The 26,594-nt window shown below is 65.2% G+C and carries 25 protein-coding genes and 1 pseudogene; 19 read left to right on the top strand and 7 right to left on the bottom strand.

Features of this window, described 5'->3' with window-relative positions; all coding sequences use genetic code 11:
* Positions 1 to 341: 341 nt before the first annotated feature.
* The 6 genes and pseudogenes from GEU84_RS14590 (at position 342) to GEU84_RS14570 (ending at position 4,694) form a co-directional block, all read left to right on the top strand.
* The gene (locus GEU84_RS14590; protein WP_174539890.1) at positions 342 to 1,208 is read left to right on the top strand and encodes a LytTR family DNA-binding domain-containing protein; all 867 of its coding nucleotides are present in this window, start codon (positions 342 to 344) and stop codon (positions 1,206 to 1,208) included.
* A 318-nt stretch (positions 1,209 to 1,526) separates the two neighbouring features.
* Positions 1,527 to 1,679: pseudogene (locus GEU84_RS21460) on the top strand (IS481 family transposase); the annotation flags it as partial.
* Positions 1,680 to 2,008: 329 nt separating this feature from the next.
* Positions 2,009 to 2,143, top strand: a complete 135-nt coding sequence (locus tag GEU84_RS21370) for a hypothetical protein (RefSeq protein WP_277604959.1) — start codon at positions 2,009 to 2,011, stop codon at positions 2,141 to 2,143.
* A 111-nt stretch (positions 2,144 to 2,254) separates the two neighbouring features.
* Entirely contained in the window at positions 2,255 to 3,013 is a 759-nt protein-coding gene (locus GEU84_RS14580) for a LamB/YcsF family protein (RefSeq protein WP_152827345.1), read from the top strand.
* The gene (locus tag GEU84_RS14575; RefSeq protein WP_152827343.1) at positions 3,013 to 3,720 is read left to right on the top strand and encodes a 5-oxoprolinase subunit B family protein; all 708 of its coding nucleotides are present in this window, start codon (positions 3,013 to 3,015) and stop codon (positions 3,718 to 3,720) included. Before GEU84_RS14580 ends, GEU84_RS14575 begins: the two co-directional genes overlap by 1 nt.
* Complete coding sequence (locus GEU84_RS14570; RefSeq protein ID WP_152827341.1) at positions 3,720 to 4,694, top strand: 5-oxoprolinase subunit C family protein; 975 nt, start codon at positions 3,720 to 3,722, stop codon at positions 4,692 to 4,694. The genes GEU84_RS14575 and GEU84_RS14570 overlap by 1 nt, the downstream gene beginning before the upstream one ends.
* On the opposite strand, the gene GEU84_RS14565 is transcribed toward GEU84_RS14570, so the two are convergent.
* The gene (locus GEU84_RS14565) at positions 4,681 to 5,721 is read right to left on the bottom strand and encodes a LacI family transcriptional regulator (protein ID WP_152827339.1); all 1,041 of its coding nucleotides are present in this window, start codon (positions 5,719 to 5,721) and stop codon (positions 4,681 to 4,683) included. The two genes, GEU84_RS14570 and GEU84_RS14565, sit on opposite strands and share 14 nt — an antisense overlap.
* Positions 5,722 to 6,023: 302 nt before the next feature.
* On the opposite strand from GEU84_RS14565, the gene GEU84_RS14560 reads away from it, so the two are divergent.
* From GEU84_RS14560 to GEU84_RS14525, 8 genes are all read left to right on the top strand, one after another.
* Complete coding sequence (locus GEU84_RS14560) at positions 6,024 to 7,256, top strand: ABC transporter substrate-binding protein (protein ID WP_152827337.1); 1,233 nt, start codon at positions 6,024 to 6,026, stop codon at positions 7,254 to 7,256.
* A 120-nt stretch (positions 7,257 to 7,376) separates the two neighbouring features.
* On the top strand, positions 7,377 to 8,270 hold the full coding sequence (locus GEU84_RS14555) for a carbohydrate ABC transporter permease (protein ID WP_152827335.1): 894 nt from the start codon (positions 7,377 to 7,379) through the stop codon (positions 8,268 to 8,270).
* Positions 8,263 to 9,156: a carbohydrate ABC transporter permease gene (locus tag GEU84_RS14550; protein ID WP_338144804.1), complete on the top strand. Its 894-nt coding sequence runs from the start codon at positions 8,263 to 8,265 to the stop codon at positions 9,154 to 9,156. The genes GEU84_RS14555 and GEU84_RS14550 overlap by 8 nt, the downstream gene beginning before the upstream one ends.
* Positions 9,157 to 9,160: 4 nt before the next feature.
* Complete coding sequence (locus GEU84_RS14545; RefSeq protein ID WP_152827333.1) at positions 9,161 to 10,234, top strand: ABC transporter ATP-binding protein; 1,074 nt, start codon at positions 9,161 to 9,163, stop codon at positions 10,232 to 10,234.
* Between the two features lie 3 nt (positions 10,235 to 10,237).
* Complete coding sequence (locus tag GEU84_RS14540; RefSeq protein WP_152827331.1) at positions 10,238 to 12,616, top strand: beta-mannosidase; 2,379 nt, start codon at positions 10,238 to 10,240, stop codon at positions 12,614 to 12,616.
* Positions 12,613 to 13,365, top strand: coding sequence for a sugar phosphate isomerase/epimerase family protein (locus GEU84_RS14535; protein ID WP_152827329.1), 753 nt, complete (start codon positions 12,613 to 12,615; stop codon positions 13,363 to 13,365). The genes GEU84_RS14540 and GEU84_RS14535 overlap by 4 nt, the downstream gene beginning before the upstream one ends.
* A gap of 2 nt (positions 13,366 to 13,367) precedes the next feature.
* The gene (locus tag GEU84_RS14530; RefSeq protein WP_217438579.1) at positions 13,368 to 14,501 is read left to right on the top strand and encodes a Gfo/Idh/MocA family protein; all 1,134 of its coding nucleotides are present in this window, start codon (positions 13,368 to 13,370) and stop codon (positions 14,499 to 14,501) included.
* A gap of 65 nt (positions 14,502 to 14,566) precedes the next feature.
* The gene (locus GEU84_RS14525) at positions 14,567 to 16,159 is read left to right on the top strand and encodes a glycoside hydrolase family 43 protein (RefSeq protein WP_152827325.1); all 1,593 of its coding nucleotides are present in this window, start codon (positions 14,567 to 14,569) and stop codon (positions 16,157 to 16,159) included.
* Positions 16,160 to 16,248: 89 nt separating this feature from the next.
* Here the strand turns inward: GEU84_RS14525 and GEU84_RS14520 are convergent, their stop codons facing one another.
* The 3 genes from GEU84_RS14520 to GEU84_RS14510 are packed head-to-tail and all read right to left on the bottom strand — an operon-like array spanning position 16,249 to position 19,888.
* Positions 16,249 to 17,337: a substrate-binding domain-containing protein gene (locus tag GEU84_RS14520; protein ID WP_152827323.1), complete on the bottom strand. Its 1,089-nt coding sequence runs from the start codon at positions 17,335 to 17,337 to the stop codon at positions 16,249 to 16,251.
* A gap of 27 nt (positions 17,338 to 17,364) precedes the next feature.
* A complete protein-coding gene (locus tag GEU84_RS14515; RefSeq protein WP_152827321.1) occupies positions 17,365 to 18,387 on the bottom strand; it encodes an ABC transporter permease in 1,023 nt (340 codons plus the stop codon).
* A gap of 7 nt (positions 18,388 to 18,394) precedes the next feature.
* Positions 18,395 to 19,888: a sugar ABC transporter ATP-binding protein gene (locus GEU84_RS14510; RefSeq protein ID WP_152827319.1), complete on the bottom strand. Its 1,494-nt coding sequence runs from the start codon at positions 19,886 to 19,888 to the stop codon at positions 18,395 to 18,397.
* A gap of 83 nt (positions 19,889 to 19,971) precedes the next feature.
* Here GEU84_RS14510 and GEU84_RS14505 point away from each other — a divergent pair, with 83 nt between their 5' ends.
* The gene (locus tag GEU84_RS14505) at positions 19,972 to 21,024 is read left to right on the top strand and encodes a LacI family DNA-binding transcriptional regulator (protein ID WP_217438578.1); all 1,053 of its coding nucleotides are present in this window, start codon (positions 19,972 to 19,974) and stop codon (positions 21,022 to 21,024) included.
* Between the two features lie 27 nt (positions 21,025 to 21,051).
* Here GEU84_RS14505 and GEU84_RS14500 read toward each other — a convergent pair whose 3' ends face one another.
* From GEU84_RS14500 to GEU84_RS14490, 3 genes are all read right to left on the bottom strand, one after another.
* The gene (locus tag GEU84_RS14500) at positions 21,052 to 21,942 is read right to left on the bottom strand and encodes an SMP-30/gluconolactonase/LRE family protein (protein ID WP_152827317.1); all 891 of its coding nucleotides are present in this window, start codon (positions 21,940 to 21,942) and stop codon (positions 21,052 to 21,054) included.
* Positions 21,943 to 22,019: 77 nt separating this feature from the next.
* Positions 22,020 to 23,051, bottom strand: a complete 1,032-nt coding sequence (locus tag GEU84_RS14495) for an L-idonate 5-dehydrogenase (protein WP_152827315.1) — start codon at positions 23,049 to 23,051, stop codon at positions 22,020 to 22,022.
* On the bottom strand, positions 23,051 to 23,992 hold the full coding sequence (locus GEU84_RS14490; protein ID WP_152827313.1) for a 2-hydroxyacid dehydrogenase: 942 nt from the start codon (positions 23,990 to 23,992) through the stop codon (positions 23,051 to 23,053). Before GEU84_RS14490 ends, GEU84_RS14495 begins: the two co-directional genes overlap by 1 nt.
* 99 nt (positions 23,993 to 24,091) lie before the next feature.
* On the opposite strand from GEU84_RS14490, the gene GEU84_RS14485 reads away from it, so the two are divergent.
* The 4 genes from GEU84_RS14485 to GEU84_RS14470 are packed head-to-tail and all read left to right on the top strand — an operon-like array spanning position 24,092 to position 26,542.
* Positions 24,092 to 24,847, top strand: a complete 756-nt coding sequence (locus GEU84_RS14485; RefSeq protein ID WP_152827311.1) for an SDR family oxidoreductase — start codon at positions 24,092 to 24,094, stop codon at positions 24,845 to 24,847.
* Positions 24,847 to 25,323, top strand: a complete 477-nt coding sequence (locus GEU84_RS14480; protein WP_152827310.1) for a gluconokinase — start codon at positions 24,847 to 24,849, stop codon at positions 25,321 to 25,323. Before GEU84_RS14485 ends, GEU84_RS14480 begins: the two co-directional genes overlap by 1 nt.
* Positions 25,320 to 26,213, top strand: a complete 894-nt coding sequence (locus GEU84_RS14475; RefSeq protein ID WP_152827308.1) for an NAD(P)-dependent oxidoreductase — start codon at positions 25,320 to 25,322, stop codon at positions 26,211 to 26,213. Before GEU84_RS14480 ends, GEU84_RS14475 begins: the two co-directional genes overlap by 4 nt.
* A complete protein-coding gene (locus GEU84_RS14470) occupies positions 26,210 to 26,542 on the top strand; it encodes a hypothetical protein (protein ID WP_152827306.1) in 333 nt (110 codons plus the stop codon). The genes GEU84_RS14475 and GEU84_RS14470 overlap by 4 nt, the downstream gene beginning before the upstream one ends.
* The last annotated feature ends 52 nt before the right edge of the window (positions 26,543 to 26,594 follow it).

Raw genomic sequence — 26,594 nt, 5'->3', positions numbered from 1 at the left:
TGGGTGCTGACGGGGTTGGCTTTGTCATGTTCATCGGGTCACGACCCGGCTGTTCGCTGACTTGCTAGCGCGGCGAACAAAATTCTGTCAAATCAATACCGCTCTCTTGATCAACCGCCAAGTATCTGAAATAGAACAGGTATGTGCGAGTGTCATCAAGTTTGGTGCAGCCGTCATCGCCCCGTCTTTCAATAGTTTCCGGTGTGTCGTCTGGATTTCTGGCGTAACGCGGCCCGGCATGATGTCATGGAGTCTTTGGGTTGCAGAACGTTCGCAGTGCCATTCGCAAGGCAATGGGGTTTCATTTTTCCAGGGTTCTGGGAACAGCCGAGTTGCGCCAGATGGTGCGCAACAATTTCAGGCCCCGCGCCGATTTCGTGCAGGCGGCGCGGGCCTACAATACGCATCCCGTTCTGCTTTATTCCTACCTTTTGCCGCTGACGATGTTGTTCACCGGCATCATGAAACCGGAATACCCAGACTTGCAGGCTCCCGCCCTTGTCGGGCATCTGCTGACGACAATAAAGGTTGCCATGTTCTGGGCGTTCAGCTGGGGAACATTGGGGCATGTCGCATGGTTTGTCATGCAGCGCGGTTTGCCGTTTTTCGTCGCCCCTGTCGGGTTGTGGATGGTGGCGGTCACTCTCTCGCAGGTGATATCCCTTTTCGTCGTGCCGGATTTCACCTGGAGCGGCCCGCGCATTTTCCGTCAGGCCACGCTGACCCTGCCCGGAACCTTCGTCGCCGTTTACGCCTGCGCCCCCATGCTGCGCGAACGGCTGGGACACCTGCCAGAGCTTGTGCCGATATGGCGGGTGCAGGTGACGCTGAAGGTGCCGCTGTTGCTGAAGCTGCCAGCGGACCGCCGCGGCAGGCTGCGGCGCATGCATTCTGCCAACCAATATATCGAAGTCGTCACCGAAAAGGGCACGACGCTATTGCGGATGACCCTGCGGGACGCCGTGGCGATGGTGCCCGAAGCGATGGGCTGGCAGTGCCACCGTTCGCTGTGGATCCGCCGTGACGAGGTGGTTGCCCTCAGCTACCGGCAAGGCCAGGCGCAGATTACCGATCTGGATGGCCAGGTCTGGCCAGTCAGCCGCGCCAGCGCGCCCGAAATCCGCGACTGGCTGTCCGCGCACCCCAAGACCCCGCCCGCAGAGGATGCAGGGGAAACCACCAAAACAGATGCCGGCAGGATGGCATGAACACCAGGGTCGCCCGGGTTCATGATCAGGCACATGTGGTGCCCGGGCTGCGTCAAACTGGAAATCCGCTGGCAAAGGCGCGCACCAAACCCGGGACGCCGACAAATGAGGCGGCAGCGTCCGGCTTGCATTCCCAGTGTAGTGCGGCCATGGCAGACCGTGCCAAATCTCCATCGGGCGGTGCGTTGTCTGTATCGCCAGACACCGCCACGGCCTTGAGATTGGACATGATCCGAACATCCATTCCAGCCGTTCTGCTACGTGTTTGATCCCATGGTTTGTTGGTGCGATGGTTTCGAAGGAATGCAGGGAAGCACGGTGGGACAAGTTCGTCGCGGAAGCGCCACGACCACGCACGCCGTCAGAGCAGCAACACAGCGATCACAAGCTTCACACGCGGAACTGAGCCGGAAGCGGGGGATCAATCCCATGACGGTCGCGAAGCGGCGCAAGCGCGCCACGGTGCCGGACAGCGGCGCGTCCTGCGCGGCAAGGGGGGCGGCGCGTGCCGTGCTCAGGATCAGGGCGGCAAGGGCGCGGTTCATCGGTCTTTCCTTTCCGTTCAACTTGCCACCCTTCGGCATGATTCGTCCCAAATGCCCCCGCAACGGTGGCTGCACAAGTGCTGGCGGCTCGGGCCGGGCTGGTGGACCTGACGCCCGAGGCGCGGCGTCGCGGTGTCACGCTGGAGGTCACGGCCACATTGGTGCGGTCAGCGTTCTGAACGATCCGGCAGCGATAGCCTGCCGCGGCTGGCTGCCACAACTTCCGCCAGGCAAGTGCAGGGGTGGCAAAGGCTGGTGATCGCCGTTGCCGTCGCCGCCGAAGTGGTGAACTGGGGGCGGCAGTCCGGATCGGCAGGGCATTTCGCGCAAGCCGTGGCCGAGCACAGCCGCGACCTTTCATTCAAGCCGCTGTGGCCGCCGCCAACATGAGCAGATGCCGGGCAAAGGACGCGGGCCCCCGGACGTCGCGCAAGGATGGCTTGGATTTCCGTGCCTGTGTTGCGATGATGCCGGAACGGCGCAGCACGGAAAGGCGCAGGGATGATTGATCTGAACGCCGACCTTGGCGAAAGCTTTGGCCCCTGGGTGATGGGCGACGACGCGGCCATGCTGGATATGGTGACAAGCGCCAGTCTGGCCTGCGGCGGCCATGCGGGCGACCCTGAGACCATGTTCGCCACACTGGTCATGGCGCGTGACCGTGGCGTGACGGTGGGCGCGCATCCGGGCTATGCCGATCTGCCCGGGTTCGGGCGGCGGGTCATTCCGATGGCGCCGGATGCGGTGGGACGGATGGTGGCGGCACAGGTGGGCGCGCTGGTTGGCCTGGCCGCACTGGCGGGCACGGCGGTGCGCTATGTCAAGCCGCACGGGGCGCTGGCCAATCTGGCGGCGGATGACGTGGCGGTGGCTTCGGCCATTGTGGCGGCGGTGCAGGCACAGCCGGGGGGTCTTGCGCTGCTGGCGATTTCCGGCACCGTGCTGGAACAGGTGGCACGGGCCGCGGGCGTGCCGGTGTTTTCCGAAATCTTTGCCGACCGTGGCTATCAACCCGATGGCCGGCTGGTGCCGCGAAACCGGCCCGGGGCCCTGTTGCATGATCCTGAGGTGGCGGCGGACCGGCTTTTGTCCTTCCTCGACAGCGGGCTGATGGCGGTAGTGGATGGCGAGCCTGTTCCGCTGGCCGCCCAGTCGATCTGCCTGCATGGCGACAGTGCCGGGGCGGTGGCCATGGCGCGCGAACTGCGCAGCCGACTGACGGCGGCGGGTGTCACCCTTGCGCCGTTCCTTGCGCCGTGATGCCGGGTTTTCCCCGGTTCCGCCCCGTCGCGGATCACGCGCTGCTGGTGGAATTTGCCGACGTATCCAGCGAGACGGCTCATGCGGCGGTGTTGCGGCTGGACCGCGCGCTGGCTGCCCACCCGTTTGCCGGTTTTGCCGAGGCGGTCCCCGCCACAGTCAGCCTGCTGGTGGATTTCGATCCGGTTGTCACCGACCATGCGGCGGCCTGCGCGGCATTGCGCGCGCTTCTGGCCCAGCCCGCCGCACCCGGCGCAGAACAACAGCACCATCAAGTGCCCGTCTGCTATGACGGCGATTGCGCCGCCGATCTGGCCGAAGTGGCGCGGCTGACAGGGCATTCGCCCGATGCGGTGATCGCAGCACATCTGGCGGCGGAATACACCGTTGCGATGTATGGCTTTGCGCCCGGCTATGCCTATCTGGCCGGCGGGCCGCCCGCGCTGCACCTGCCGCGCAAACCGGCGGCCCTGCGCGGCATCGCGGCGGGCAGCGTGATCATCGCCGGGGCGCAATGCCTGATCACCACGCTGACCATGCCGACCGGCTGGTGGATCATCGGCCGCTCGCCCACCCGGGTCTTGACGGCCGAACCTGCGCGCCCGTTCCTGTTTGCCGTGGGCGACAGAGTGGCCTTCCGCCGCATCGGGCAGGCAGAGCTTGGCCCTGCGCTTGCCGCGCGCACCGGCAAGGGCGCAGCGGCGTGATGGCAGGGGCGCTGTTTCGCATACTGCATGCCGGGCCGCAGGTGTCGGTGCAGGATGGCGGTCGGCGCGGGCTGATGCGTTACGGCGTGCCCGCCTCGGGGCCGATGGACCGCGCGGCCCTTGCCATCGCCAACACCGCGCTGGGAAACCCGGCGGATGCCCCGGGGATCGAGGTGTCGCGGGGCGGTCTGACGCTGGAATGCCTGTCAGGCAGCGTGGGGTTTGCCGTTGCAGGCGGCGGTTTCATCCTCGAGGCTGGTGGCGCACGGCAAGGATCATGGCAGGTAGCGGCGATCAGCGCAGGGCAACGGCTGAGCCTGCGCCCCGGCCCCTGGGGCAGCTGGACCTATCTGGCCTTCGCAGGGAAACTCGAGGTGCCCGACTGGCTGGGAAGCGCCGCGACCCATGCGCTGTCGGGCCTTGGCGGCGGGATGCTGGCAACCGGCGGGCAGATCGCGCTGGCAACCGCTGAACGGCGCGCAGAACGCGAGGGTCCGATCCCCTGCCCTGTCAGCGCCCGGCCAAGGCACCGGCTGCATGTGGTCATCGGGCCGCAGGAACGGTTCTTCGGCGGCGACACGCTGACAACCTTTCTGACCCGGCCGTTTCATGTGACGGATGCAGCCGACCGCATGGGTGTTCGGCTGCGCGGCCCGACACTCGCACCGGATGCGACGCTGGACATGCCCTCGGAACCCGTGTTGCGCGGCTCGGTGCAGGTGGCGGGTGACGGCGTGGCCACGGTGCTGCTGGCCGATCACCAGACCACCGGCGGCTATCCCAAGATTGCCACGATCTTGTCGGCGGATCTGGACGGTTTCGTGCAACTGCGCCCGCAGGATACCGTATGGTTTCACGCCATCGGCCCCGAGGCTGCGGTGGCACTGGCACGGCGACGCCAACGCAGCCACGCGGAATATCTTGGCAGGCTGGCCCTGCGGCAGCCCCTGATGCCCGCGTTCAGGCCAAGTTGACAGGTCCGCTGATCTGCGCGGGAACATCAAGAAACTGAGTGGCGGTCTGCGGTCCGCGGCGGTCGATCGCGGCCATCACCGCGCGGGCCAGAAAGTCACCGGCGTGGCCGACATCCTCATGCACCACCAGCATGTCTGACCGGAACCGGCGCAGAAAGCGCACCGAATCCTTGGTGCCCACGTCAAAATCGCGCCCCAGCACCAACCCGTGCGATTCGCCACCCGTGACCAGCGCCATGGAGGCCGTGGCCGAACCGATCACCACGCCATCGGGCCAGTCGGCAGCGCCAAAAATCTGCTTTGCCACCTTTTCCACCCGCATTGCGCCGGTGTCGCTTGTCATGTCGTCCAGCAGACGGGCCTGAACGCCCAGCCGCGCGCATTCCTCGAAGAACCCCTTGGACATGTGCAGCGAATAGCTTTGCCCCAGTGGCGGGGCCAGGAGGGCCAGCCGCCGCCGCCCGCGCGCCACCATTTCGCGCACCATGATGCGGGCGAAAGCCTCGTTGTCGAAATCGAAAAACGGGTGGTCGATGCCCATGGCGGTGCGGCCATGGGTGGCAAAGGGAAAGCCGCGCTCGTGCATATAGCGCACGCGGGGGTCATCGGGCGTGGTCTGGTTGATGATCACGCCATCCGCCGACCCGGTTTCCACCAGATAGCGCACGGGTGCGATGACATCTTCCTCGGGGAAATAAGGCATCAGGATCATGTGATAGGCGGTGCCGCGCAGGGCGGTGGAAATGGCGCTGATCATCTGCGAGGTGTGGTTCATCACATCCTCCTCGGTCGAGCGGACCAGGGCTATCACGTTGGTCTTGCCCGTGCGCAGGCGCACCCCGGCCCGGTTGGGGCGATAACCCACGCGTTCAGCCACCTCGCGCACCCTGCGCTTTGTGTCCTCGCCGATGTCATCGGCATCCTTCAGCGCCCGGCCCACTGTGGCCACCGACAGCCCCGTCAGTGCCGCGATGCTTTTCAGCGTGGGGCGTGCAGGTTCGGACAGATCATGATTCGCGCTACTCATCGCTGTTTCCCGTCCCCGGTTCGTCGCTGGCCTGCGCGGAATGCGACATCGCAAAATCTGCGTAGCACTCCGCTTGCGGCACGAAAAGATGAAGCAGCACAAAGATTTGCCCGCCATGGTTGCAACGGCCTGACAGATGGGCAGGAGGAGCGTGACACATCGCAAAACAGCCTTTCGCCGCGACTGACGGTGTTCATTAAACCGCCCGAAAAAGATGCACCACAAGCGAAAAGAATGGCTTGATTGAAAAAACTATAACGTTATAGAGTCTGGCTATAACGTTATAGTCAGGGAGGACTAGAATGAATTCGGTGAAATTGGCGCTGGGGCTTTTGGCCTCTGTCGCCCTGCCTTCTGTTGCCTGCGCAACCGATCTTGAGGTCACTCACTGGTGGACCTCGGGCGGCGAAGCCGCTGCTGTCGCCGAACTTGCCAAGGCGTTCGACGCCACCGGCAACAAATGGGTCGATGGCGCAATCGCCGGTTCGGGCGACACCGCGCGCCCGATCATGGTCAGCCGCATCACGGGCGGCGACCCGATGGCCGCCACCCAGTTCAACCACGGCCGTCAGGCGCAGGAGCTGGTCGAGGCCGGGCTGATGCGCGACTTCACGGAACTGGCCGCGAAAGAAGGCTGGGCCGATATCGTGAATCCTCCCAGCCTGCTGGCCAACTGCACGCTGGATGGCAAGATTTACTGCGTTCCGGTAAACATCCATTCCTGGCAGTGGCTGTGGCTGTCGAACAAGGCCTTTGCCGATGCAGGCGTGCCGGTTCCGACCAACTGGGACGAATTCGTCGCCGCGGCGCCTGCGCTGGAGGCCAAGGGCATCACGCCGCTGGCCATGGGCCAGCAGGCCTGGCAGAACGCCGGCGCGTTCAACGTGCTGATGGTGGCCGTGGGCGGGCGCGACCTGTTCATGAAGGTTTACGGCGACAAGGACGAGGCCGTGGCAGGCGGGGCCGAACTGGGCCCGGTGTTCAAGGCGATTGACGACGCGCGCAAGATGGCCGCGAATTCCAAGGTGCAAGACTGGAACCAGGCCACCAACATGGTGATCACCGGCCAGGCCGGCGGGCAGATCATGGGCGACTGGGCGCAGGGCGAATTCCAGATCGCGGGCCAGGTGGCGGGCACCGATTACACCTGCCTGCCCGGTCTGGGCATGAACGAGATCATCTCGACCGGCGGTGATGCCTTCTACTTCCCGGTCCTCAGCGATCCGGAAGCCTCGGCAGCGCAGGAAGTGCTGGCCTCGACCATGATGGCGCAAGCCACACAGGTGGCCTTCAACCTGAAAAAGGGCTCGCTGCCGGTGCGCGGCGACATCGACCTGTCCACCGCCAATGACTGCATGCAGAAGGGCCTCGAAATCCTGGCGGCAGGCAATGTCATCCAGGGCTCGGACGAGCTGATCAGCCCGGACACCACCACCCAGATCAACGACCTGATGAGCGAGTTCTTCAACGATCCCGCCATCACCGTCGAAGATGCGCAGGCCCGTTTCGCCGACATCATCGCCACGGCCGAATGATCCTTATGCCCGTCGTGCCTGTCACGGCGGGCAACTCCTTGTGGTCCTGCCCGCGCTTGCGCAGCGGGGCCACGCTGATGCCGCGCTGCTGCGGCAGGCCCCATGCCCGGAAATCCCCGCATGTCCACCTCTCCGCGACCCTACCGCCTGTTGCGCAACCTGAATGCCAAGATTGCCTCGGTGCCGATGATCCTGACGGCGCTGGTGATCTTTGTCGGCGGCACCGCATGGACGGTGTTCTATTCCTTTACCGACTCCAAACTGCTGCCGCGCCTGCGGTTTGTCGGGCTGGATCAGTATGAACGGCTCTGGTCCACCGGCCGCTGGCTGACCTCGATCGAGAACCTGCTGATCTATGGCGTGCTGACGCTGATCTTCAGCCTGGTGATCGGCTTTTTGCTGGCCGTGCTGCTGGATCAGAAAATCCGGTTCGAGGATACGTTCCGCACGATATTCCTTTATCCCTTCGCCCTCAGCTTCATCGTGACCGGGCTGGTGTGGCAATGGATCCTGAACCCCGAGTTCGGCGTGCAGAATGTGGTGCGCAGCCTGGGCTTCACCGAATTCGTCTTTGACCCGCTCTATGACCCCGACATCGTGATCTACGGCGTGCTGATCGCCGGGCTGTGGCAGGGCACAGGCCTGATCATGTGCCTGATGCTGGCCGGTCTGCGCGGCATCGACGAGGATATCTGGAAAGCCGCGCGCATCGACGGCATTCCCACCTGGAAAACCTATATCTTCATCATCATCCCCATGATGCGCCCGGTGTTCGTGACCACGCTGGTCATCATCATGAGCGGCATCGTCAAGGTCTATGACCTGGTGGTGGCACAGACCGGGGGCGGGCCGGGTAATGCCTCGGAAGTGCCTGCGAAATACGTCTATGACTTCATGTTCGCCGCGCAGAATCTGGGGCAGGGCTTTGCCGCCTCGACCATGATGCTGCTGTCGGTCGTGATCATCGTTGTGCCCTGGGCCTATCTGGAATTCGGAGGCAAACGCCGTGGCTGACCTGACCAAAGGCCCGCGTGGCGCCAAGCCCCGCAAGATCCTGTCGCGCCGCAACATCATGCTTTATGGCATTTTGTTCGTGATCTCGGTCTATTACCTGCTGCCGCTGTATGTGATGGTTGTCACCTCGCTGAAGGGCATGCCCGAAATCCGGCTGGGCAACATCTTTTCCCCGCCGGTGGAGATCACCTTTCAACCCTGGGTCAAGGCCTGGGCGCAGGCCTGCACCGGGCTGAACTGTGACGGGCTGTCGCGCGGGTTCTGGAACTCGGTGCAGATCACGGTGCCTTCGGTGATCCTGTCCATCGCGGTGGCGGCGGTGAACGGCTATGCGCTGTCCTTGTGGAAATTCCGCGGGGCCGAGACTTTCTTTGCCATCCTGATCGTGGGGGCCTTCATTCCCTATCAGGTGATGATCTATCCCATCGTCATCATCCTGCGCGAGATCGGCATCTACGGCACGCTCTGGGGTCTGGTGCTGGTGCACACGATCTTTGGCATGCCCATCCTGACGCTGCTTTTCCGCAACTACTTCTCGTCAGTGCCGGAAGAGCTGTTCAAGGCCGCCCGGGTGGATGGCGCGGGGTTCTGGGGCATCTTCCTGCGCATCATGGTGCCGATGAGCCTGCCCATCTTCGTGGTGGCGCTGATCCTGCAAGTCACGGGGATCTGGAACGATTTCCTGTTCGGCGTGATCTACACCCGCCCCGACACCTATCCCATGACGGTGCAGCTGAACAACATCGTCAACTCGGTGCAGGGCGTCAAGGAATACAACGTCAACATGGCGGCCACGCTGCTGACCGGGTTGGTTCCGCTCATCATCTACTTCATCTCCGGCAAACTCTTCGTGCGCGGCATTGCCGCCGGCGCGGTCAAGGGCTGATCACATGCATTCCATTTCCGTTCGTGACCTGACGCTGAACTTCGGCAGCCATGCGGTCCTGAAAACCATGAACCTCGACGTGGCCGAGGGCGAGTTCATCGTGCTGCTGGGGCCGTCAGGCTGCGGCAAATCCACCCTGCTGAACTGCATCGCGGGCCTTCTGGACATTTCCGATGGCGAGATCTGGATCAAGGGCCAGAACGTGACCTGGGCCGAACCCAGCGAGCGCGGCATCGGCATGGTGTTTCAAAGCTATGCGCTTTATCCGCAGATGACGGTGCGCGGCAACCTGTCGTTCGGGCTGAAAAACGCCCGCATGCCCAAGGCCGAGATTGAAAGCCGCGTGGCCCGCGCCGCAAAAATCCTTCAGATCGAGCCGCTGCTTGACCGCAAGCCGGGTGCCCTTTCCGGCGGGCAGCGGCAGCGTGTGGCCATTGGCCGCGCGCTGGTGCGCGATGTCGATGTGTTCCTGTTTGATGAACCGCTGTCGAACCTTGACGCCAAACTGCGCGCCGAGCTGCGGGTGGAAATCAAGCGCCTGCACAGCCGCCTGAACAACACTATGGTCTATGTGACCCATGACCAGATCGAGGCGCTGACCCTGGCCGACCGGATTGCCGTGATGAAGGGCGGCGTGATCCAGCAGCTTGACGCGCCGCAGGTGATCTACAACCGCCCGGCCAACCTGTTTGTGGCGGGCTTCATCGGCTCGCCCGCGATGAATTTCCTGCCCGGCGCGGTGGTGGATGGCGGGCGCAGCTTCCGGCTGGGCGAGCACAGCATCGCGCTGGAGGGTTATGACGGGCGTGCGGTGGACCTGCCACGCGCCATCCTTGGCCTGCGCCCCGAACATATCGCCATCGCCACCGATCCGCGCCCGGGCACGTCGCTGCCCGCCGTGGTGGAACTGGACGAGCCGATGGGGGCCGACAGTCTGGTATGGCTGAAAGCGGCGGGACAACAGATGTCGGTGCGCGTGCCGGTAGAGCGGCGGCTGGAGCCGGGAACCCCGGTGTATCTGCATCTTGACCTGCCCAAAGCCTCGCTGTTCGACGCGGCGACGGAACAGCGGATCTGACACATGACCGATCTTTCCGGCCAATGGACGCTGACGGACGACAGCGGCGCATACCGCATCGTCTTTGCCCTGCCCGGCGATGCGATCTCGGCGCTGCATGATGCGGGCGTGATCCCCGACCCGTATTGGGGCCGCAACGAATATGACCTGCGCTGGATCGCTGATCGCGACTGGACGGCCACGCGCCAGTTCACCCATGATGGCAGCCCTTGCGATCTGGTGGTCGCGGGGCTGGATACCGTGGCCGAGGTGCGGCTGAACGGGGCGGTGGTGCTGAGCGCCGCCAACAGCTTCCGGCGGTTTCGCGTCCCGGCTGCGGGGCTGCGGGCGGGTGCGAATGACATTGCCATCACCTTCCGCTCCAACACCCGGGCGGCGGATGCGGCGCAGGCGGGCATGCCGTTTCCCATACCCTATTCCACCTCGAACTGCCCGATCCCCAACGGGAACATGCTGCGCAAGGTGCAATGCGATTTCGGCTGGGACTGGAACATCGCACTCGCCCCTTTCGGCCTTTATGGCCGCATCGCGCTGGAACCGCAGGGCGACCGGATTGCCGATGTTCTGGTGGCGCAGGCGCATGAGGGGGGTATCGCCTCGGTCACGGTCACGGTGCTGACCAATGCGGCCGAAGCCACAGCCACGCTTTGCGGCCAGACGCTGACGGCCACGGCGGTCAGGGGCGCGGTGCGGCTGGCGTTCAGTATCGCCCACCCCGACCTCTGGTGGCCCGCAGGCCTTGGCCCCCAGACCCTGCATGATCTTACCATCACCGCAGGCTGCGCCCACGCCACCCGGCGCATCGGGTTGCGCGATCTGGCGCTGGTCAGCGAGGATGACGCAGCGGGGCGCAGTTTCGCCTTCCGCGTCAATGGCCATATGGTATTCGCGCGCGGCTCGAACTGGATACCCGCCGACGCGCTGGCGGGCCGCATCACACCCGAAAAGACCCGCGCCCTGCTGCAATCGGCGGTCGATGCGCATCAGAACATGATCCGCGTCTGGGGCGGCGGGCGGTATGAACCCGACTGGTTCTACGACATCTGCGATGAGCTTGGCCTGATGGTCTGGCAGGATTTCATGTTTTCCTGCAACCTCTACCCCTCGACCCCCGCATTTCTGGCCGAGGTCGATGCCGAGGTGCGCGATGTGGTGGCCCGGCTGAACCACCACGCCTGTCTGGCGCTGTGGTGCGGCGACAACGAACTGATCGGCGCGCTGACATGGTTTCCCGAAAGCCGCAAGGACCGCGACCGGTATCTGGTAAGCTATGACCGGCTGAACCGCACGATCGAGGCGGCGCTGATGGATGTGACACCGGGCGCAAACTGGTGGCCATCTTCGCCCAGCCCCGGGCCGCTGAGTTTCGGCGACGCCTGGCATGATGACAGCGCGGGCGACATGCATTTCTGGTCGGTCTGGCACGAGGGCCGCGATTTCGACCATTACCGCGATGTATCGCCCCGCTTCTGTTCGGAATTCGGGTTCCAGTCCTACCCTTCGCTCAGCGCGATCCGCCGCTTTGCCGACCCGGCCGATTTCAACATCGCGGCCCCGGTGATCGAAAGCCACCAGAAGAACGCAGGCGGCAATGCGCGGATTGCCGAAACCATGTTCCGCTATTTCCGCTTTCCGGTGGATTTCGAGAATTTCGTCTATCTGTCGCAGGTGCAGCAGGGTCTGGCCATCAAGACCGCCGTGACCCATTGGCGCAGCCTGAAGCCGCATTGCATGGGCGCGCTTTACTGGCAACTGAACGATACCTGGCCAGTGTGCAGTTGGTCGTCGCTGGACCATGGCGGCAACTGGAAACTGCTGCACCACATGTCGGCGCAGTTCTTTGCCCCGGTGCTGGTCAGCGCCGTGCCGGGGGCCAATGGCATCGCCCTGCGCGCGGTGAACGACCGGCTGGCCCCAGTTGAGCTGACCGTCACCGCCCATGCCGCCGCCATGGATGGCAGCATGCGCGACCTTGACCACGCCACCGTCACCGTGCCCCCCGATGCCGCCATTCCTGTGCTGACCCTTCCCGCCGATGCACTGGGGCCGGGCGAGGTGCTGGCCTTCACCTGGGATGACGGCAGCGCCAGCCACAGCGACGTTTTCACACCGAAACCATGGAAGGCCTATGATCTGCTGCCCGCTGGCCTGTCGCAAACCGTGGCGCCCGAAGGTGACAATTGGCGCATCGCCCTGACCGCCCGCGCACTGGCCCCCTTTGTCGCGCTGGAGGCCGATGTGCCGGGCCGCTTTTCCGCCAATGCATTCGCGCTGTTTCCCGGCGATCCGGCCAGCATTGTCTTCACCCCGGCCGCACCCGGCCCGGCCCCCCGCTTCACCCTGCGCGACCTGCATTCCGCCACATACACCCCGAGGTCATGATGTTTTCCTATCAGCTCTACTCCTCCCGCAACTTTCCGCCGCTGGCCGATACGCTGGCGATGCTGGCCGCCGCCGGATACGAGGGCGTCGAAGGCTATGGCGCGCTTTATGCCGATGATGCACTGGTGGCCCAACTGGTCGCCCATCTGGGCGACAGCGGGCTGGTGATGCCCACCGGCCATTTCGGTCTGGCGCAGCTGGAATCCGACCCGGCCAAGGTGCTGGCGATTGCCCGCTCGCTGGGCATCAGCCGCATCTACTGCCCCTATCTGATGCCCGATGACCGCCCGCGCGATGCCGCAGGCTGGCATGCGTTCGGCACGCGTCTGCAAAAGGCGGGTGAGCCGTTCCGCGAGGCCGGCTTTGGCTTTGGCTGGCACAACCACGATTTTGAACTGGTTCCGCTGGCCGATGGCAGCATCCCGCAGGATCTGATCTTTGCCGGTGGCCCCGATCTCGAATGGGAGATTGACGTGGCCTGGGTGATCCGTGGCGGTGCCGACCCGCTGGCCTGGATCAGCAAATACGGCCACCGCATCACCGCAGCACATGTCAAGGACATTGCCCCGGCAGGCGAGAACACCGCCGAGGATGGCTGGGCCGATGTGGGCCACGGCACGGTGGACTGGCCCGGCATCATGGCCGCGCTGCGGGCCACGCCCTGCACGAATTTCATCATGGAACATGACAACCCCGCCGACCACACCCGCTTTGCCACGCGGTCACTGGCGGCGGCGAAGGAGCTTTGATCTTGGAAAAACTGGGTATCGGCATTATCGGCTGCGGCAATATCTCGACCGCCTATCTGGGGCTTGCGCCCCTGTTCAAGGGGCTGGAGATTCGCGCCGTGGCGGATATGAACATGGCTGCGGCCGAGGCGCGGGCGGCGGAATATGGCGTGCAGGCGCAGTCTGTCGATGACCTGCTGGCCAACCCCGCGCTGGATGTGGTGATCAACCTGACCATCCCGGATGCGCATTTCGCGGTGTCGCAATCCATCCTTCAGGCGGGCAAGCATGTGTATTCGGAAAAGCCGCTGACGCTGGGGCTGGCCGACGGTCTGGCCCTGCGCGATCTGGCGGCGGCCAAGGGGCTGCGCGTGGGCTGCGCGCCTGACACATTTCTGGGCGGGGCGCATCAGCAGGCCCGCGCATTGATCGACGAGGGGCGGCTGGGCACGATCACCGCAGGCGGGGCGGCCGTCATGAGTCACGGGATGGAGCACTGGCACCCCAACCCCGATTTCTTTTTCCTGCCCGGCGGCGGCCCGATGCTGGACATGGGCCCCTATTACATTGCCAACCTGATCAACCTGATCGGCCCGGTGAAACGGGTGGCGGCGCTGACGTCATCGGCCAGCGCCACGCGCACCATCAGTTCCGAACCCCGCAAGGGCCAGACCATCCCGGTGAAAACCCCCACAAACATCCACGCCCTGCTGGAATTTGCCAATGGCGCTACGGTGAACCTGTCAACCAGTTGGGATGTCTGGTCGCACAAGCGGGTGAACATGGAACTTTACGGCACCGAAGGCTCATTGTTCGTGCCTGACCCGAACTTTTTTGGCGGCACGGTGGAATTTGCCGGGCCGGATGGCGTGATTGCCCCGGTGGAACCCTGGGATCACCCGTTCGGCCGCCCGAACTACACCACGCAACGCGGCGAGGCGATGGCGAATTACCGCGCCGCCGGTCTGGCCGACATGGCGGTGGCGCTGATCGAGGGGCGCGACCAGCGTTGCTCGCTGGAGCGCACGCTGCACGGGGTCGAGGTGATGGCGGCGGTGCTGACATCGGGCGAGACCGGCCAGTTCGTGACGCTTGAAACCACCTGCACCCGCCCCGCAGCCCTGTCGCCAGCCGAGGCGCAGGCGCTGCTGGTCTGAAAGCTCAACCCCACCGGAACGGGGCGGAATGCCGCCCTGTTTCCTTGCCCGCGCCGAAAGCGAACATGATCCAGAACCCCGTCCTGCCCGGTTTCAACCCCGATCCGTCGATCTGCCGGGTGGGGGGTGATTACTACATCGCCACCTCCACCTTCGAATGGTATCCAGGGGTGCAGATCCACCATTCCACCGATCTGGTGAACTGGCGGCTGGTGGCCCGCCCGCTGAACCGTGTCGACCTGTTGGACATGCGCGGCAACCCCGACAGTTGCGGCGTCTGGGCACCCTGCCTGTCTTATGCCGATGGCCGGTTCTGGTTGGTCTATACCGATGTCAAAAGGCTGGATGGCGCGTTCAAGGATGCGCACAATTACATCACCACCTGCGCGACCATCGACGGCGACTGGTCGCAGCGTATCCATGTCAATTCATCCGGTTTTGATCCGTCGCTGTTCCACGATGAGGACGGGCGCAAATGGTTTTTGAACATGCGCTGGAACCACCGGGGCAAGGGCACCGGCCTGAACCCCGCGCATGATGCCTTTGACGGCATCGAATTGCAGGAATGGCACCCCGATACCGGTCTTTCCGGCCCGGTCCACACCATCTTTGCCGGCAGCCCGCTGGGCCTGACCGAGGCACCGCATCTGTTCCGCCGTGGCGGCTGGTATTATCTGACCACCGCCGAGGGTGGCACCGGCTACGACCATGCCGTGACCATGGCCCGCTCGCGCCACATCACCGGCCCGTATGAACTGCACCCCCAGCAACATCTGCTGACCACATCCCGGGCCCCGGACAGCCCGATTCAGCGCGTGGGCCATGGGCAATACGTGGAGACGCCAGCGGGCGAGGCCTTCCACACATTTCTGATGGGCCGCCCCCTGCCCGGCCCCCGCGCCTGCCCGATGGGGCGCGAAACCGGCCTTGCCGCCTGCGAATGGCGCGATGACTGGCTGTGGCTGAAGGGCGGGGGGACGGTTCCCCCGGCCACGCTGCCCGGACCAACGGGCGCAATCCGCCTGCCAGATGCGCCGGTGGTCCGCGATTTCACCGGGTCTGCCCTGCCGACCGAATTCCAGTGGCTGCGCACGCCGCAACCCGAACGGCTGTTCACACTGACCGGCAGCGCGCTGCGCCTGCATGGCCGCGAAAGCCTGGGTTCGTGGTTTGAACAGGCGCTTGTCGCCCGGCGGCAGGAACATGCAGCCTACCGCGCCGTGACCGAAATCACCGCAAGCCCCGACGGCTGGCAACAGGCCGCCGGTCTGATCACCTATTACAACCGGCACAAGTTCCACGCGCTGCTGCTGACGCGCGAAATGGGCAGGCCTGTGCTGCGCGTGGTGTCCTGTCTGGGTGACTGGCCCGGCGAACGGCTGACCTATGCGGGCGACGCCATCGCCGTGCCCGAAGGGCCGCTGCGGCTGGAAGTGCATGTCGATGGCGCTGCGCAGCAGTTCTTCTGGGCCGGTGCAGGGCAGCCGATCAACCCCGCCGGTCCGCCGCTTGACGCCAGCATCATCTCGGATGAGGGCGGGCGCGGCGAGCACGCCTCGTTCACCGGGGCCTTTGTCGGCATGGTGGCCCATGATCTGACAGGGCAGGGATGGAGCGCGGATTTCACCCGGTTTGACTATCACCCCGGGGCTGACTGACCTGCGGAACTGGCATTAGTTGCAGCGCCGATCAGGGTGGCAGGTGATGATGGGGCCGGATGCCCGGCCCCATCACCCGGTCTGCGACCTTACTTGCCCCAGATCGCGGCATAGGCCTCGCGGTAGCCATTGCCCGGATCGAAGATGTTCGCATCGCCCCCATCAAAGCTGATGTTCGCCGCCGTGACCACATGCAGGGGCGAGGTGTAGCCCGACCATGCCTCGCCGCTGATGGCCCGGTTCAGCTCGTCCACCAGCTGCCAGCCTTGCAGGTTCAGCGGTTCCGCCACCGTCACCGCCTGATACTGTGCCGAACGGATGCGCTGATAGGCGCTTTCCGACCCGTCACCCGCCGCCACGGCCTTGGGTGCGCCATCGCCCGCGATGCCTGCCGCTGCCAGCGACGGCCCCATGAAATCGAAATAGATGTCATTGATCGCCAGCGCATGTGTCCAGCCTGCGCCGTATTTCTGCAACAGGGCGGTGGTCAGCGTGGGCATCCGGTTTGACGTGTCGGCAATGGGCGTATCAACATATTCCAGCACCGTGCCACCCAGCGCCTCGATGGTTTCCTTGATCTTGTCGGCCTTGGCGATGGCAATCGCATAGGTGCTGTCGGTGAAGATCACCACACCCGGCTTGCCGCCAGCATCGGCAAATGCCCACTTCGCCGCCGCCGCCGACACCTCCATCGCGTCAGTCGAGATGTTGGCGAACAGCCCGCTGGCCGGATCAGGCCCGATCACGGGCCCGGCGTGCCAGGCCACCATCGGAATGCCCGCCGCCTTGGCCTGTTCCAGCGCCGCCTGCTGTTCCACCGCGTCAAATCCGTTGATGATGATGCCATCGGGCTGCAACGCCAGCGCCTGCCCGAACGCCGCCGCCCGTGCCTGCACCGAACCAGCACCGTCCAGCACATTGACGTTCCAGCCGATCTTGGCCGCGGCTTCGGTCACGCCATTTGCCACGCCCAGCACGCCGCCGTTCTTCATGTCGGCGGCCAGCACCACGATGGTCTTGCCCTCTGCCGCCTTTGGCCCGGTGGTCGGCCCGTCCCACACGGTTTTCTGGCCCGCGTATTTCTCGACATCCGCCATGGCATCCGACACGGCATCGGCAAAGGCGGGCATTGCTGCGGTCAGCGCCAGAAGCGAGATCGCAAAGGTTCTTCTCAGCATGGTTGGTATCCTCCCGTTTATATTGAATTACTTGGGCTTTGCGCCCTTCTTGCGTTGCGCATAGCCCGCGATGCCGATGGCGATCAGCAGCGTGGCGCCGTTGAACATCGGCTCCACCCAGAAACTGCCGCCGAATTGCTGGATGCCCGAAATCCCCACCGCAAGGATCATCACCCCCACGATGGTGCCCCAGACATTGACGCGCCCCGGCTTGATGGTGGTTGATCCCAGGAACGCACCCACAAGTGCCGGCAGCAGAAACTCCAGCCCCACAGACGCCTGCCCGATCCGCAGTTTTGACGCCAGCAGCACCCCCGCCAGCGCGGTCAGCAGGCCCGATGTCACAAAGGCTCCCACCACGAATTTCCGCGTGGGGATGCCGTTCAGTTCTGCCGCGCGCTGGTTGGCACCGATGGCATAGAGGTAACGGCCAACGGGCGTGTATTCCAACACCACCCAAAGGGTCACGGTTATCGCCAAAACGTAGAACGCCGTGATCGGCAGGCCAAAGATGAATGTGGTGCTGAGGGCGTAGAACTCCGGCGGCAGGGCACCCACCATCTGCCGCCCCCCGGTGTGCCACAGTGCCAAGGCATAAAGGATGGTGCCGGTGCCGAGGGTGGCGATGAAGCTGTCGATGCGGGCAACTTCCACCAGAATGCCGTTCAGCACCCCCGTCACGATGCCAAGGATCAGCACGATGCCCACCGCCACCGGCCAAGGCAGGCCATACATGGTTTGCAAACTGATCGCCAGAATGTGCCACAGAACAATGCCATAGCCCACGGTCAGGTCGATGCGCCCCGCCACCATCGGGATCATCGCGGCCAGTGACAGCAGGGCAATGATCGCCTTGTCCGACAGGATCGCGCGCACATTCAAGGCCGTGGGAAAGGTGTTGGGCAGCAGGACCGAGAACAGGATGATCAGCCCGAACATCAGGATGACAAGGCCATAAGTCGGCGCAAGGCGGATCATCCGCGCCATGGGCGACAGGCCGCGAAGCTCGTCCTTGGTGGGTTCGACAGCACTGGATTCGATGGATGGCATGGCAACCTCAGGCAGCTTCACCGGCCGAAGCGGCCTGGATCAGGGATTCGGTGGACAGTTCGACGCCCGACAGTTCGGCCACGGGCAGGCCCCGCGAAAACACAATGGCGCGGTGGCAGATGTTGGCGATTTCCTCAAAATCGGTGGACACGACCAGTACCCCCATCCCGCTGGCCAGCGCCTGATACAGCAGGTGGTAAATCTCGGCCTTGGCCCCCACATCGACGCCTGCTGTCGGGTCTTCGGTGATCAGCAGACGCCGGCCTGAACCGAGCCAGCGGCCCACCACCACCTTTTGCTGGTTGCCGCCCGACAGCGCCTCGATTGCCAGCGCGGGGTCATTGGGCGACAGGCCGACGCGTTGGCCAATACGGTGCACCGTTGCCGCCTCGCGCCCCGGGGTCATCAGCGACAGCAGGCCGCGCCCCGTGGCCGAGGGGTTCAGAAACGCATTCTCGCGGATGGAAAGGCCGGGCGCAATGCTTTCGCCCACCCTGTCCCGCGCCACCAGCCCGATGCCCGACTGCATGGCCGTCTGGGCCGAGGCCAGCACCGGCGCCTTGCCGTCCAGCGTCACCTGCCCGGCATGCGGCATCACCCCGAACAACGCACGGCCTATGTCTTCATGCCCCGCGCCGCGCAGACCGGCAAGGCCCAGCAATTCGCCCCGCCTTATGTCAAAACTGACCGGGCCGACCTGTGGCGTGGCCAGCCCCTCCACCCGCAGGATTGCCGGGCCGTCCTGCACGGCGGGGCGGTTGATCTCGCGCGCCTTGCGGCCCACGATCAGGCTGACCAGTTCCTCGGGCGTGGCATGGTCAATCGCGCGCATCCCCACCATCTGCCCGTCGCGCAGCACAGCCACCCGGTCGGCGATGCGAAAGATTTCGTCAAGCCGGTGGCTGACATAGATCATTCCCACACCGCGCGCCTTCAAGGGGCGCAGGGCGGCGAACAGGCGTTCCACCTCATCCGCCGGAAGGCTGGCCGTTGGTTCGTCCAGCACCAGAAAGTCACACTCTGCGGCCAGCGCGCGGGAAATCGCCACAAGGGATTTCTGCGTGCGCGTCAGGCTGGCAACGCGAACGGTGGCGGGAAACTCTTCCTCCACCAGCGCCAGGGCCGCGTCGGCGCGGGCCTCGGTCGCGGCCCAGTCGATGCGGCGGCCGCGACGCACATAGCCCAGGGCCAGCGCGATGTTCTCGGCCACGCTCATCCATTCGATCAGACCCAGATCCTGATGGATGAAGGCCACTTTCTGCCCGCCGCTGCGCCCCGCCTCGTGGGCATAGGCCGCGCCATCGATGAACACGCCGCCGCTGTCGGGGCGGTAGATGCCGCCAAGCGTCTTGATGAGGGTCGATTTGCCCGCGCCGTTTTCGCCCAGCAAGGCCACAATCTCGCCACGCGCCACTTTCAGCGACACGCCTTTCAACGCCTGCGTACCGCCAAAACTTTTGACGACGCGGTCAAAGAAAAGGCCTTCGGTGGCCGGTGTCATGGCGGGTCTCCTCCCCTGCCGACCCTGCTCTTGCGGCAGGTTTATCGGTAACGTAGCTTGATCCTGAACCGCAGGGGGCCGCGTTGTCAAGCGATAAAGTTAACGATAACATTCCACAGGGGGCAGCCCCCCCCGAGCGCCGTGGCAAGGCCAATCTGGAGGATATCGCCCGTGCCACCGGCGTGTCGAAAATGACGGTCAGCCGTGTGCTGCGCGGGGGATCGGGCTATTCCGACGGCACGCGCGACCGTGTGATGCAGGTGGCCAGCCGCCTTGGCTATGTGCCCAACAGGCTGGCGGCGGCGCTGGGGTCTGACGCCTCGACACTGGTGGGCATCTGTGTGCCGCGTCTGACCTCGGGCCTGTTCGGGCATGTGCTGGATGGCGTGGACCGCGCCCTGAGACGCCTTGGCTATCAGGTGATGATCGGCTGCAACAACCACGCGGCGGAAGAAGAAGAGGCATGGCTGCGGCAGGTCATCAGCTGGCGGCCCGCCGGGGTCATCCTGTCAGGGCGAAACCACACGCCCGGCACGGTGGATCTGCTGCGCAATGCGGGCATGCCAGTGGTGGAACTGTGGGATCTGAATACCAGCCCGATTGATATCTCTGTCGGGTTTTCGCATTTCGACTGCGGGGTCGAGATGGGCCAGTTCCTGATCCGCCGGGGCCGCCGCCGCGCAGGGTTCGTGGGGGCGCTGTCGCGGTCGGATGTGATGGGACAGGCGCGGCTGGAGGGGTTTGCGGCGGCACTTTCCCGCGCCGGGCACCCATTGGCCGACCGCGAGGTGCTGCACGACAGCCCCGGCTTTTACGCCGGTTTTTACGGGCTGGAGGTGCTGCTGGCCCGCAGCCCGCATCTGGATGTGGTGTATTTCCACAATGACGAGATGGCTATCGGCGGTCTGGCCTATTGCACCGCGCGCGGGGTCAATGTGCCGGGGGATCTGGGCATCGTGGGCTGGGGCGGGATGGAGGCGGCCTCGGTCCTGCCGCGCCGCCTGACCACCACGGTGGTGCCCACCACCGCCATCGGCAAGGCGGCGGCAGAGGCGCTGGTGGCCCGGCTGAAAGGCGAACCGGGGGCCGATGTCATCGCCGTGCCTACACGGCTGGTGCCGGGCGAGACGGGCTAGGCGACCATTCCTTTGCTGCAATGCACCCTATGGCCATTGCACCCCGCGACGGTTCAGGATCACGCTGTAGACGCTGGTGGTCGCCGTGATGAAAAGCTGATGTTTCGCGCGCCCGCCAAAGCACAGGTTCGACACGGTTTCAGGCAAGGGAATGCGGCCCAGCAGGTCGCCTTCGGGCGACAGGCAATGCACGCCATCGCCCGCCGATGTCCACAGGTTTCCGTCGCTGTCCACCCTTATGCCATCGGCGCAGCCGGGTGCTACGGTGTGAAAGATGCGGCTGTTGCGGGGGCGGCCATCCACCATGTCGAACACCCGGATATGCTGCGGGTCGCGGCTGAACATGCGGCCCGTGTCGGCCACATAGAGGCGGCTTTCGTCGGGGCTGAAGGCAAGACCATTGGGGCAGGCCATGTCGGTGATCACCGCCTCAATCCCGCCGTCCGGATCCACCCGGTAGACATGGCAGGGCTGTTCCTGTTCGGCCCGGAACCCCTCATAGTCGGTCATGATGCCGTAGTGCGGATCGGTGAACCAGATCGCGCCATCCGATGCCACCACCACATCATTGGGCGAATTCAGCGGCTTGCCCTGATGCGCATCGGCGATCACCGTGATGCCGCCATCCCATTCGGTGCGCGTCACCCGGCGCAGCCCGTGTTCGCAGCTGATCAGCCGCCCCTGCCGGTCGCGCGTGTGGCCATTGGCAAAATTCGAGGGCTGGCGGAAGGTGGTCATCCCCTCGGAAGTCCAGCGCATCACCCGGTTGCCGGGAATGTCGGAGAACAGCAGGCAGCCCGCATCGCCGAACCAGACCGGGCCCTCCACCCAGTCAAACCCGGTGGCGATGCGCTTGACCGGCGCATTGCCCATCACATAGCTGCCAAAACGCGGGTCGATGATGTCAAACTGCGGCATGCTGGCCTCCCTGCCCTGCGCTGCTGATCACGTCATATCATCCGTCACCGCGCAACGGCAGGCCTGAGGCGCAGGCGTCATGCAAAGCTGATCTGCGCCTTCATCGCTTGGCCCCGGTCCGATGCCAGACGGAACGCCTCTTCGGCCCGGTCCAGTGGCATTGTATGGGTGATCAGCGGTTTCACGTCGATCAGACCCTTTTGCATCAGCGCCACCGCCACCGCAAATTCGCTGTGAAAGCGGAATGAACCGCGCAGCTCCAGCTCCTTGGCGGTGATCGCCATCATCGGCAGGGTCATGTCGCCGCCCAGCCCCAGTTGCAGGATCACGCCGCGCGGGCGCAGGGCAGCAATGCCTGCGGCCAGCGCAGGCGCGGCACCGGAACATTCGTAATGCACGTCGAAATGCCCCTTGTCGGCGGCATAGCCCGACAGGCCATCGGCATCGGTGGCCATGTTGACCGTGCGGTCGGCCCCGGCCTGACGGGCCATCGCCAGCGTGAAATCCGACAGGTCGGTCGCCACGATCTCGGCCGCGCCCGCCCGTCGCGCCGCAAGTATCGCCAGCACGCCGATCGGTCCGCAGCCAGTGACCAGCACGCGCTTGCCCAGCATCCCGCCCGCGCGGGTGGTCGCGTGCAGGGCGACGGCCAGCGGTTCGGCCATCGCGGCCTCGCCCGGGGTCAGGCCGGTGGCGTCAACGCATTGGCTGGCATCGGCCACCAGCATCTCGCGGAACGCACCCTGAATGTGCGGGAACGGCATGGCCGAGCCGTAGAACCGCATGTGCAGGCACTGGTTCGGCAAGCCTTCCAGACAAAACCGGCAGGCCCCGCACGGGCGCGAGGGCGACACAGCCACCAGCTGCCCCTTGGCAAAACCGGTCACGCCGGGGCCAGTGCTTTCGACAAAGGCCGACACCTCATGCCCCAGGATCATTGGTTCGCGCAGCCGCACCGCGCCGAAACCGCCGTTGTGGTAATAATGCAGATCCGACCCGCAGACGCCGCCCGTGGCCAGACGCAGGCGCAACTGGCCATGGCCGGGGGTTTCTTCGGGGCGGTCTTCAAGGCGCAGGTCATGCGCGGCATGGATCACCAGCGCGCGCATCACAGCACCGGGGTGCGCAGCGGCTGGCCTGCGAAATGCGCCGTCAGGTTGTCACGTAACAGTTGGCCCATCGCCTTGCGCGTCTCGATGGTGCCCGAGGCGTGATGCGGTTGCAGCAGCACATTGGGCAGCGCCAGAAAGCGCGGGTTCAGCGCCGGTTCGCCGTCAAACACATCCAGCGCGGCTGACCCCAGCGCGCCGGTTTCCAGCGCGTCCAGCAAGGCCGCCTCATCAATGTTCGACGCGCGGCTGATGTTGATCAGCATACCCTCGGGCCCCAGCGCCGCGATCACATCACGGCCCACGGTATGCCGGGTGGCTGGCGATGCCGCCAGCGTCACGAACAGGAAATCAGACCGCGTGGCCAGCGCCACGGGATCGGCGATATAGTCCCACGGCACGTCCTTGGGCCGGGGGCCGCCATAGGCGATGTCCATCCCGAAACCTGCCAGCCGCGTGGCTACCGCCTGCCCGATGCGCCCCAGCCCCAGAATGCCCGCGCGCCGCCCCCAGACCTTGCGCTGCAAAGGATACAGGCCCTTGGCCGCCCATGACCCGTCACGCACCCAGCGTTCCGCCCCCAGCATGCCGCGCGCCTGCATCAGCATCATCGCGACGCCAAGGTCGGCCACGTCATTGGTCAGCACATCGGGGGTATTTGTCACACGGATGCCGCGCGCCCGGCAGGCCGCCAGATCGACGGCATCATAGCCAACGCCGTAAACGCTGATCACCTCCAGCAACGGGCAGGCGGCGATCATCGCGGCATTGGCCCCCAGTTCGCCCCGCGTTGCAATGGCGCGCACCTGCGGGCCAACAGTCGCAAGGAATGCCGCCTTGTCGGAGGCTGCAAAAAGACGGTGCATGGTAAAGGCCTGATCCAGCGGGCCTTGATCCCATTCCGGGTATGGCCCTACCTGAAGGATCTGCGGTTTTGTCATCCTCGGGGCTCCGTTCGCTTCGCGCTTGACAATGCGTGTTATCGTTAACATAAACGGGAGGGCAACAGCTTGTCGAGACAAAACTTGCAGGGGGCACCGATGGGGATCCAGCTTTTCGATCTGACGGGGCGGCGGGCGCTGATCACCGGATCGTCGCAGGGCATCGGCTTTGCACTGGCGCGCGGCCTGGCGGCGGCGGGGGCAGAGGTGGTGCTGAACGGGCGCGATGCGGGCAAGCTGGCAGCGGCGGCGGCGCAGATACCCGGCGCGGTGACGCTGCCCTTTGATGCCACCGACCATGCGGCGGTGCGCACGGCGGTGGACGGGTTCGAGGCCGATCACGGCGCCATCGACATTCTGGTCAACAACGCAGGCATGCAGCACCGCGGCCCGCTGGAGGATTTTCCGGCCGAGGCGTTTGAACGCCTGCTCCAGACCAACATCGCATCGGTGTTCCATGTCGGTCAGGCGGTGGCGCGCCACATGATCGGGCGCAATCGGGGCCGGATCATCAACATCGCCTCGGTGCAGACCGCCCTCGCCCGCCCCGGCATCGCGCCCTATACCGCGACCAAGGGCGCGGTGGGCAACCTGACCAAGGGCATGGCAACCGACTGGGCGCGCCACGGGCTCAACTGCAACGCCATCGCGCCGGGGTATTTCGTGACCCCGCTGAACGACGCGCTGGTCAATGACCCGGCCTTTACCACCTGGCTGGAAAAGCGCACGCCCGCAGGCCGCTGGGGGCAAGTGGATGAGCTGGTGGGGGCCTGCATCTTCCTTGCATCCGATGCCGCGAGTTTCGTCAACGGCCACATCCTTTATGTCGATGGCGGCATCACGGCCTCGCTGTGATGCGGATCGTGTTGATGGGGGTGGCGGGTTGCGGCAAATCCTCGGTGGGTGACGCTTTGGCGCTGCGGCTGGGCATTCCTTACCACGATGGTGATGATCTGCACCCGGCAGAGAATGTCGCAAAGATGCGGCAGGGCGTGCCCCTGACCGATGATGACCGCTGGCCATGGCTGGACCGGGTGGCGCAGGCCCTGGCCGCGCCGCCGGTGATCATCGGTTGCTCCGCGCTGAAACGCGCCTACCGCGAGCGGATCAGGGCGGGGGCGGGCGGGCCGGTGCGTTTCGTGCATCTGCACGGCAGCCGTGACCTGATCGCGGGCCGGATGGCGGCGCGGCAGGGGCATTACATGCCGCTGTCGCTGCTCGACAGCCAGTTCGCGGCGCTGGAACCGCCGGGCCCGGACGAGGCGCTGCGGATGGATATAGATCAGCCGCTGGATGCATTGGTGGCGCGGATCGTGGAGGGGGTGGCATGAACAGGCATATCGCGCTGATTGGCGCAGGGGCGATGGGCGGTGCCATCGGCGCACGGCTGGTGCAGACGGGCAGCCCACTGGTTGTCTTTGATCTGGACCCGGAAAAGGTGGCGGCGCTGGTGGCGCTTGGCGCGGTGGCGGCGGCCACGGCGGCAGAGGCCGCCAAAGGTGCGCAAGCTGTTATCCTCAGCCTGAACGCGGCGCGGATCGTGCGGCTGGCGGTGTTCGGGCCGGATGGTGTTGCCGAAGGCGCGCACGCGGGCACGCTGATCATCGACATGTCGTCGATCGACCCCGAGGCGACGCAGTCGCTGGCTGCGGATGCCGCCGCGCGTGGCCTGCGCTGGGTGGACAGCCCCTTGTCGGGTGGCATCCCCAAGGCCGCGACGGGTGCGTTGACGCTGATGCAGGGCGGCACCGCCGCAGATGTGGCCCAGGCGCAGGCGGTGCTGGCGCAGGTGGCCGCGAACCAGACGCATATGGGGCCTGCGGGCGCGGGCCAGACGACGAAGCTGATCAACCAGGTGCTGTGCGGGCTGAATTTTCTGGCCGTGGCCGAGGCGACGGCGCTGGCCGAGGCGGCGGGCGTGGATGTGGCGCGCATTCCGCAGGCGCTGAAAGGCGGGCGGGCGGATTCAGCGATCTTGCAGGAATACATGCCGCGCTTTGCCGCGCGCGATTACCGCCGCACGGGCCGCATCGACAACATGGTGAAGGATCTGAACGCCGCGCAGGATCTGGCCCGGCTGACCCACACCGCGATGCCCCTGACTGCGATCTGCGCCGAGGTGCACCGCATGCTGACCGCCGCAGGGCTTGGCGGCGAGGATCAGGCCGCGCTGATGGAGTTTTTCAAGGGCCCGCAGGCCGCAGCAAAGGATACCGCATGATCACACGATACGCCCTGTTCGAAGGCGCGGTCCACGAGGGCAAGACCGAAGCCTTCCGCGCCGCCGTGCTGGAAGAAATCCTGCCGAAGTGGAAGGCCTTTCCCGGTGCCTTGGCGGTCCGCGTCTGCTTTGCCGATGCCCGCGACGATGGCGCGCCGGAATACCCGCTGATCCTTGCAGTATCTTATCCCGACCTTGCGGCGGTGGATCTGGCGCTGGCCAGCCCGGCCCGTGCGGCGGGCAAGGCCGCGACCGAGGCGGTTCTGGCGCGGTTCTTTGCCGGGCGCATCCACCATCATGTGACCACGGCGCATGAATATGTGCTGTAACGCCGTGGCTTGAACTGGGCGGGGCTGCCGTGTTCAGTAGGGGAACGTTAAC

Source organism: Fertoeibacter niger (genome assembly GCF_009380135.2).
In the GTDB taxonomy this organism is placed as follows: Bacteria; Pseudomonadota; Alphaproteobacteria; order Rhodobacterales; family Rhodobacteraceae; genus Fertoeibacter; species Fertoeibacter niger.
This window is presented reverse-complemented; position numbering and strand designations above follow the sequence as displayed.

Excerpts from the sequence above, each read along its gene's own strand:
- GEU84_RS14510 (WP_152827319.1), bottom strand. The coding sequence starts at position 19,888 with ATGACACCGGCCACCGAAGGCCTTTTCTTTGACCGCGTCGTCAAAAGT.
- GEU84_RS14570 (WP_152827341.1), top strand. The coding sequence starts at position 3,720 with ATGGCAGGGGCGCTGTTTCGCATACTGCATGCCGGGCCGCAGGTGTCG.
- GEU84_RS14470 (WP_152827306.1), top strand. The coding sequence starts at position 26,210 with ATGATCACACGATACGCCCTGTTCGAAGGCGCGGTCCACGAGGGCAAG.
- GEU84_RS14555 (WP_152827335.1), top strand. The coding sequence starts at position 7,377 with ATGTCCACCTCTCCGCGACCCTACCGCCTGTTGCGCAACCTGAATGCC.
- GEU84_RS14580 (WP_152827345.1), top strand. The coding sequence starts at position 2,255 with ATGATTGATCTGAACGCCGACCTTGGCGAAAGCTTTGGCCCCTGGGTG.
- GEU84_RS14495 (WP_152827315.1), bottom strand. The coding sequence starts at position 23,051 with ATGCGCGCGCTGGTGATCCATGCCGCGCATGACCTGCGCCTTGAAGAC.
- GEU84_RS14535 (WP_152827329.1), top strand. The coding sequence starts at position 12,613 with ATGATGTTTTCCTATCAGCTCTACTCCTCCCGCAACTTTCCGCCGCTG.
- GEU84_RS14590 (WP_174539890.1), top strand. The coding sequence starts at position 342 with ATGGTGCGCAACAATTTCAGGCCCCGCGCCGATTTCGTGCAGGCGGCG.
- GEU84_RS14490 (WP_152827313.1), bottom strand. The coding sequence starts at position 23,992 with ATGACAAAACCGCAGATCCTTCAGGTAGGGCCATACCCGGAATGGGAT.
- GEU84_RS14565 (WP_152827339.1), bottom strand. The coding sequence starts at position 5,721 with ATGAGTAGCGCGAATCATGATCTGTCCGAACCTGCACGCCCCACGCTG.
- GEU84_RS14520 (WP_152827323.1), bottom strand. The coding sequence starts at position 17,337 with ATGCTGAGAAGAACCTTTGCGATCTCGCTTCTGGCGCTGACCGCAGCA.
- GEU84_RS14545 (WP_152827333.1), top strand. The coding sequence starts at position 9,161 with ATGCATTCCATTTCCGTTCGTGACCTGACGCTGAACTTCGGCAGCCAT.
- GEU84_RS14475 (WP_152827308.1), top strand. The coding sequence starts at position 25,320 with ATGAACAGGCATATCGCGCTGATTGGCGCAGGGGCGATGGGCGGTGCC.
- GEU84_RS14525 (WP_152827325.1), top strand. The coding sequence starts at position 14,567 with ATGATCCAGAACCCCGTCCTGCCCGGTTTCAACCCCGATCCGTCGATC.
- GEU84_RS14560 (WP_152827337.1), top strand. The coding sequence starts at position 6,024 with ATGAATTCGGTGAAATTGGCGCTGGGGCTTTTGGCCTCTGTCGCCCTG.
- GEU84_RS14540 (WP_152827331.1), top strand. The coding sequence starts at position 10,238 with ATGACCGATCTTTCCGGCCAATGGACGCTGACGGACGACAGCGGCGCA.
- GEU84_RS14480 (WP_152827310.1), top strand. The coding sequence starts at position 24,847 with ATGCGGATCGTGTTGATGGGGGTGGCGGGTTGCGGCAAATCCTCGGTG.
- GEU84_RS14485 (WP_152827311.1), top strand. The coding sequence starts at position 24,092 with ATGGGGATCCAGCTTTTCGATCTGACGGGGCGGCGGGCGCTGATCACC.
- GEU84_RS14500 (WP_152827317.1), bottom strand. The coding sequence starts at position 21,942 with ATGCCGCAGTTTGACATCATCGACCCGCGTTTTGGCAGCTATGTGATG.
- GEU84_RS14515 (WP_152827321.1), bottom strand. The coding sequence starts at position 18,387 with ATGCCATCCATCGAATCCAGTGCTGTCGAACCCACCAAGGACGAGCTT.
- GEU84_RS14575 (WP_152827343.1), top strand. The coding sequence starts at position 3,013 with ATGCCGGGTTTTCCCCGGTTCCGCCCCGTCGCGGATCACGCGCTGCTG.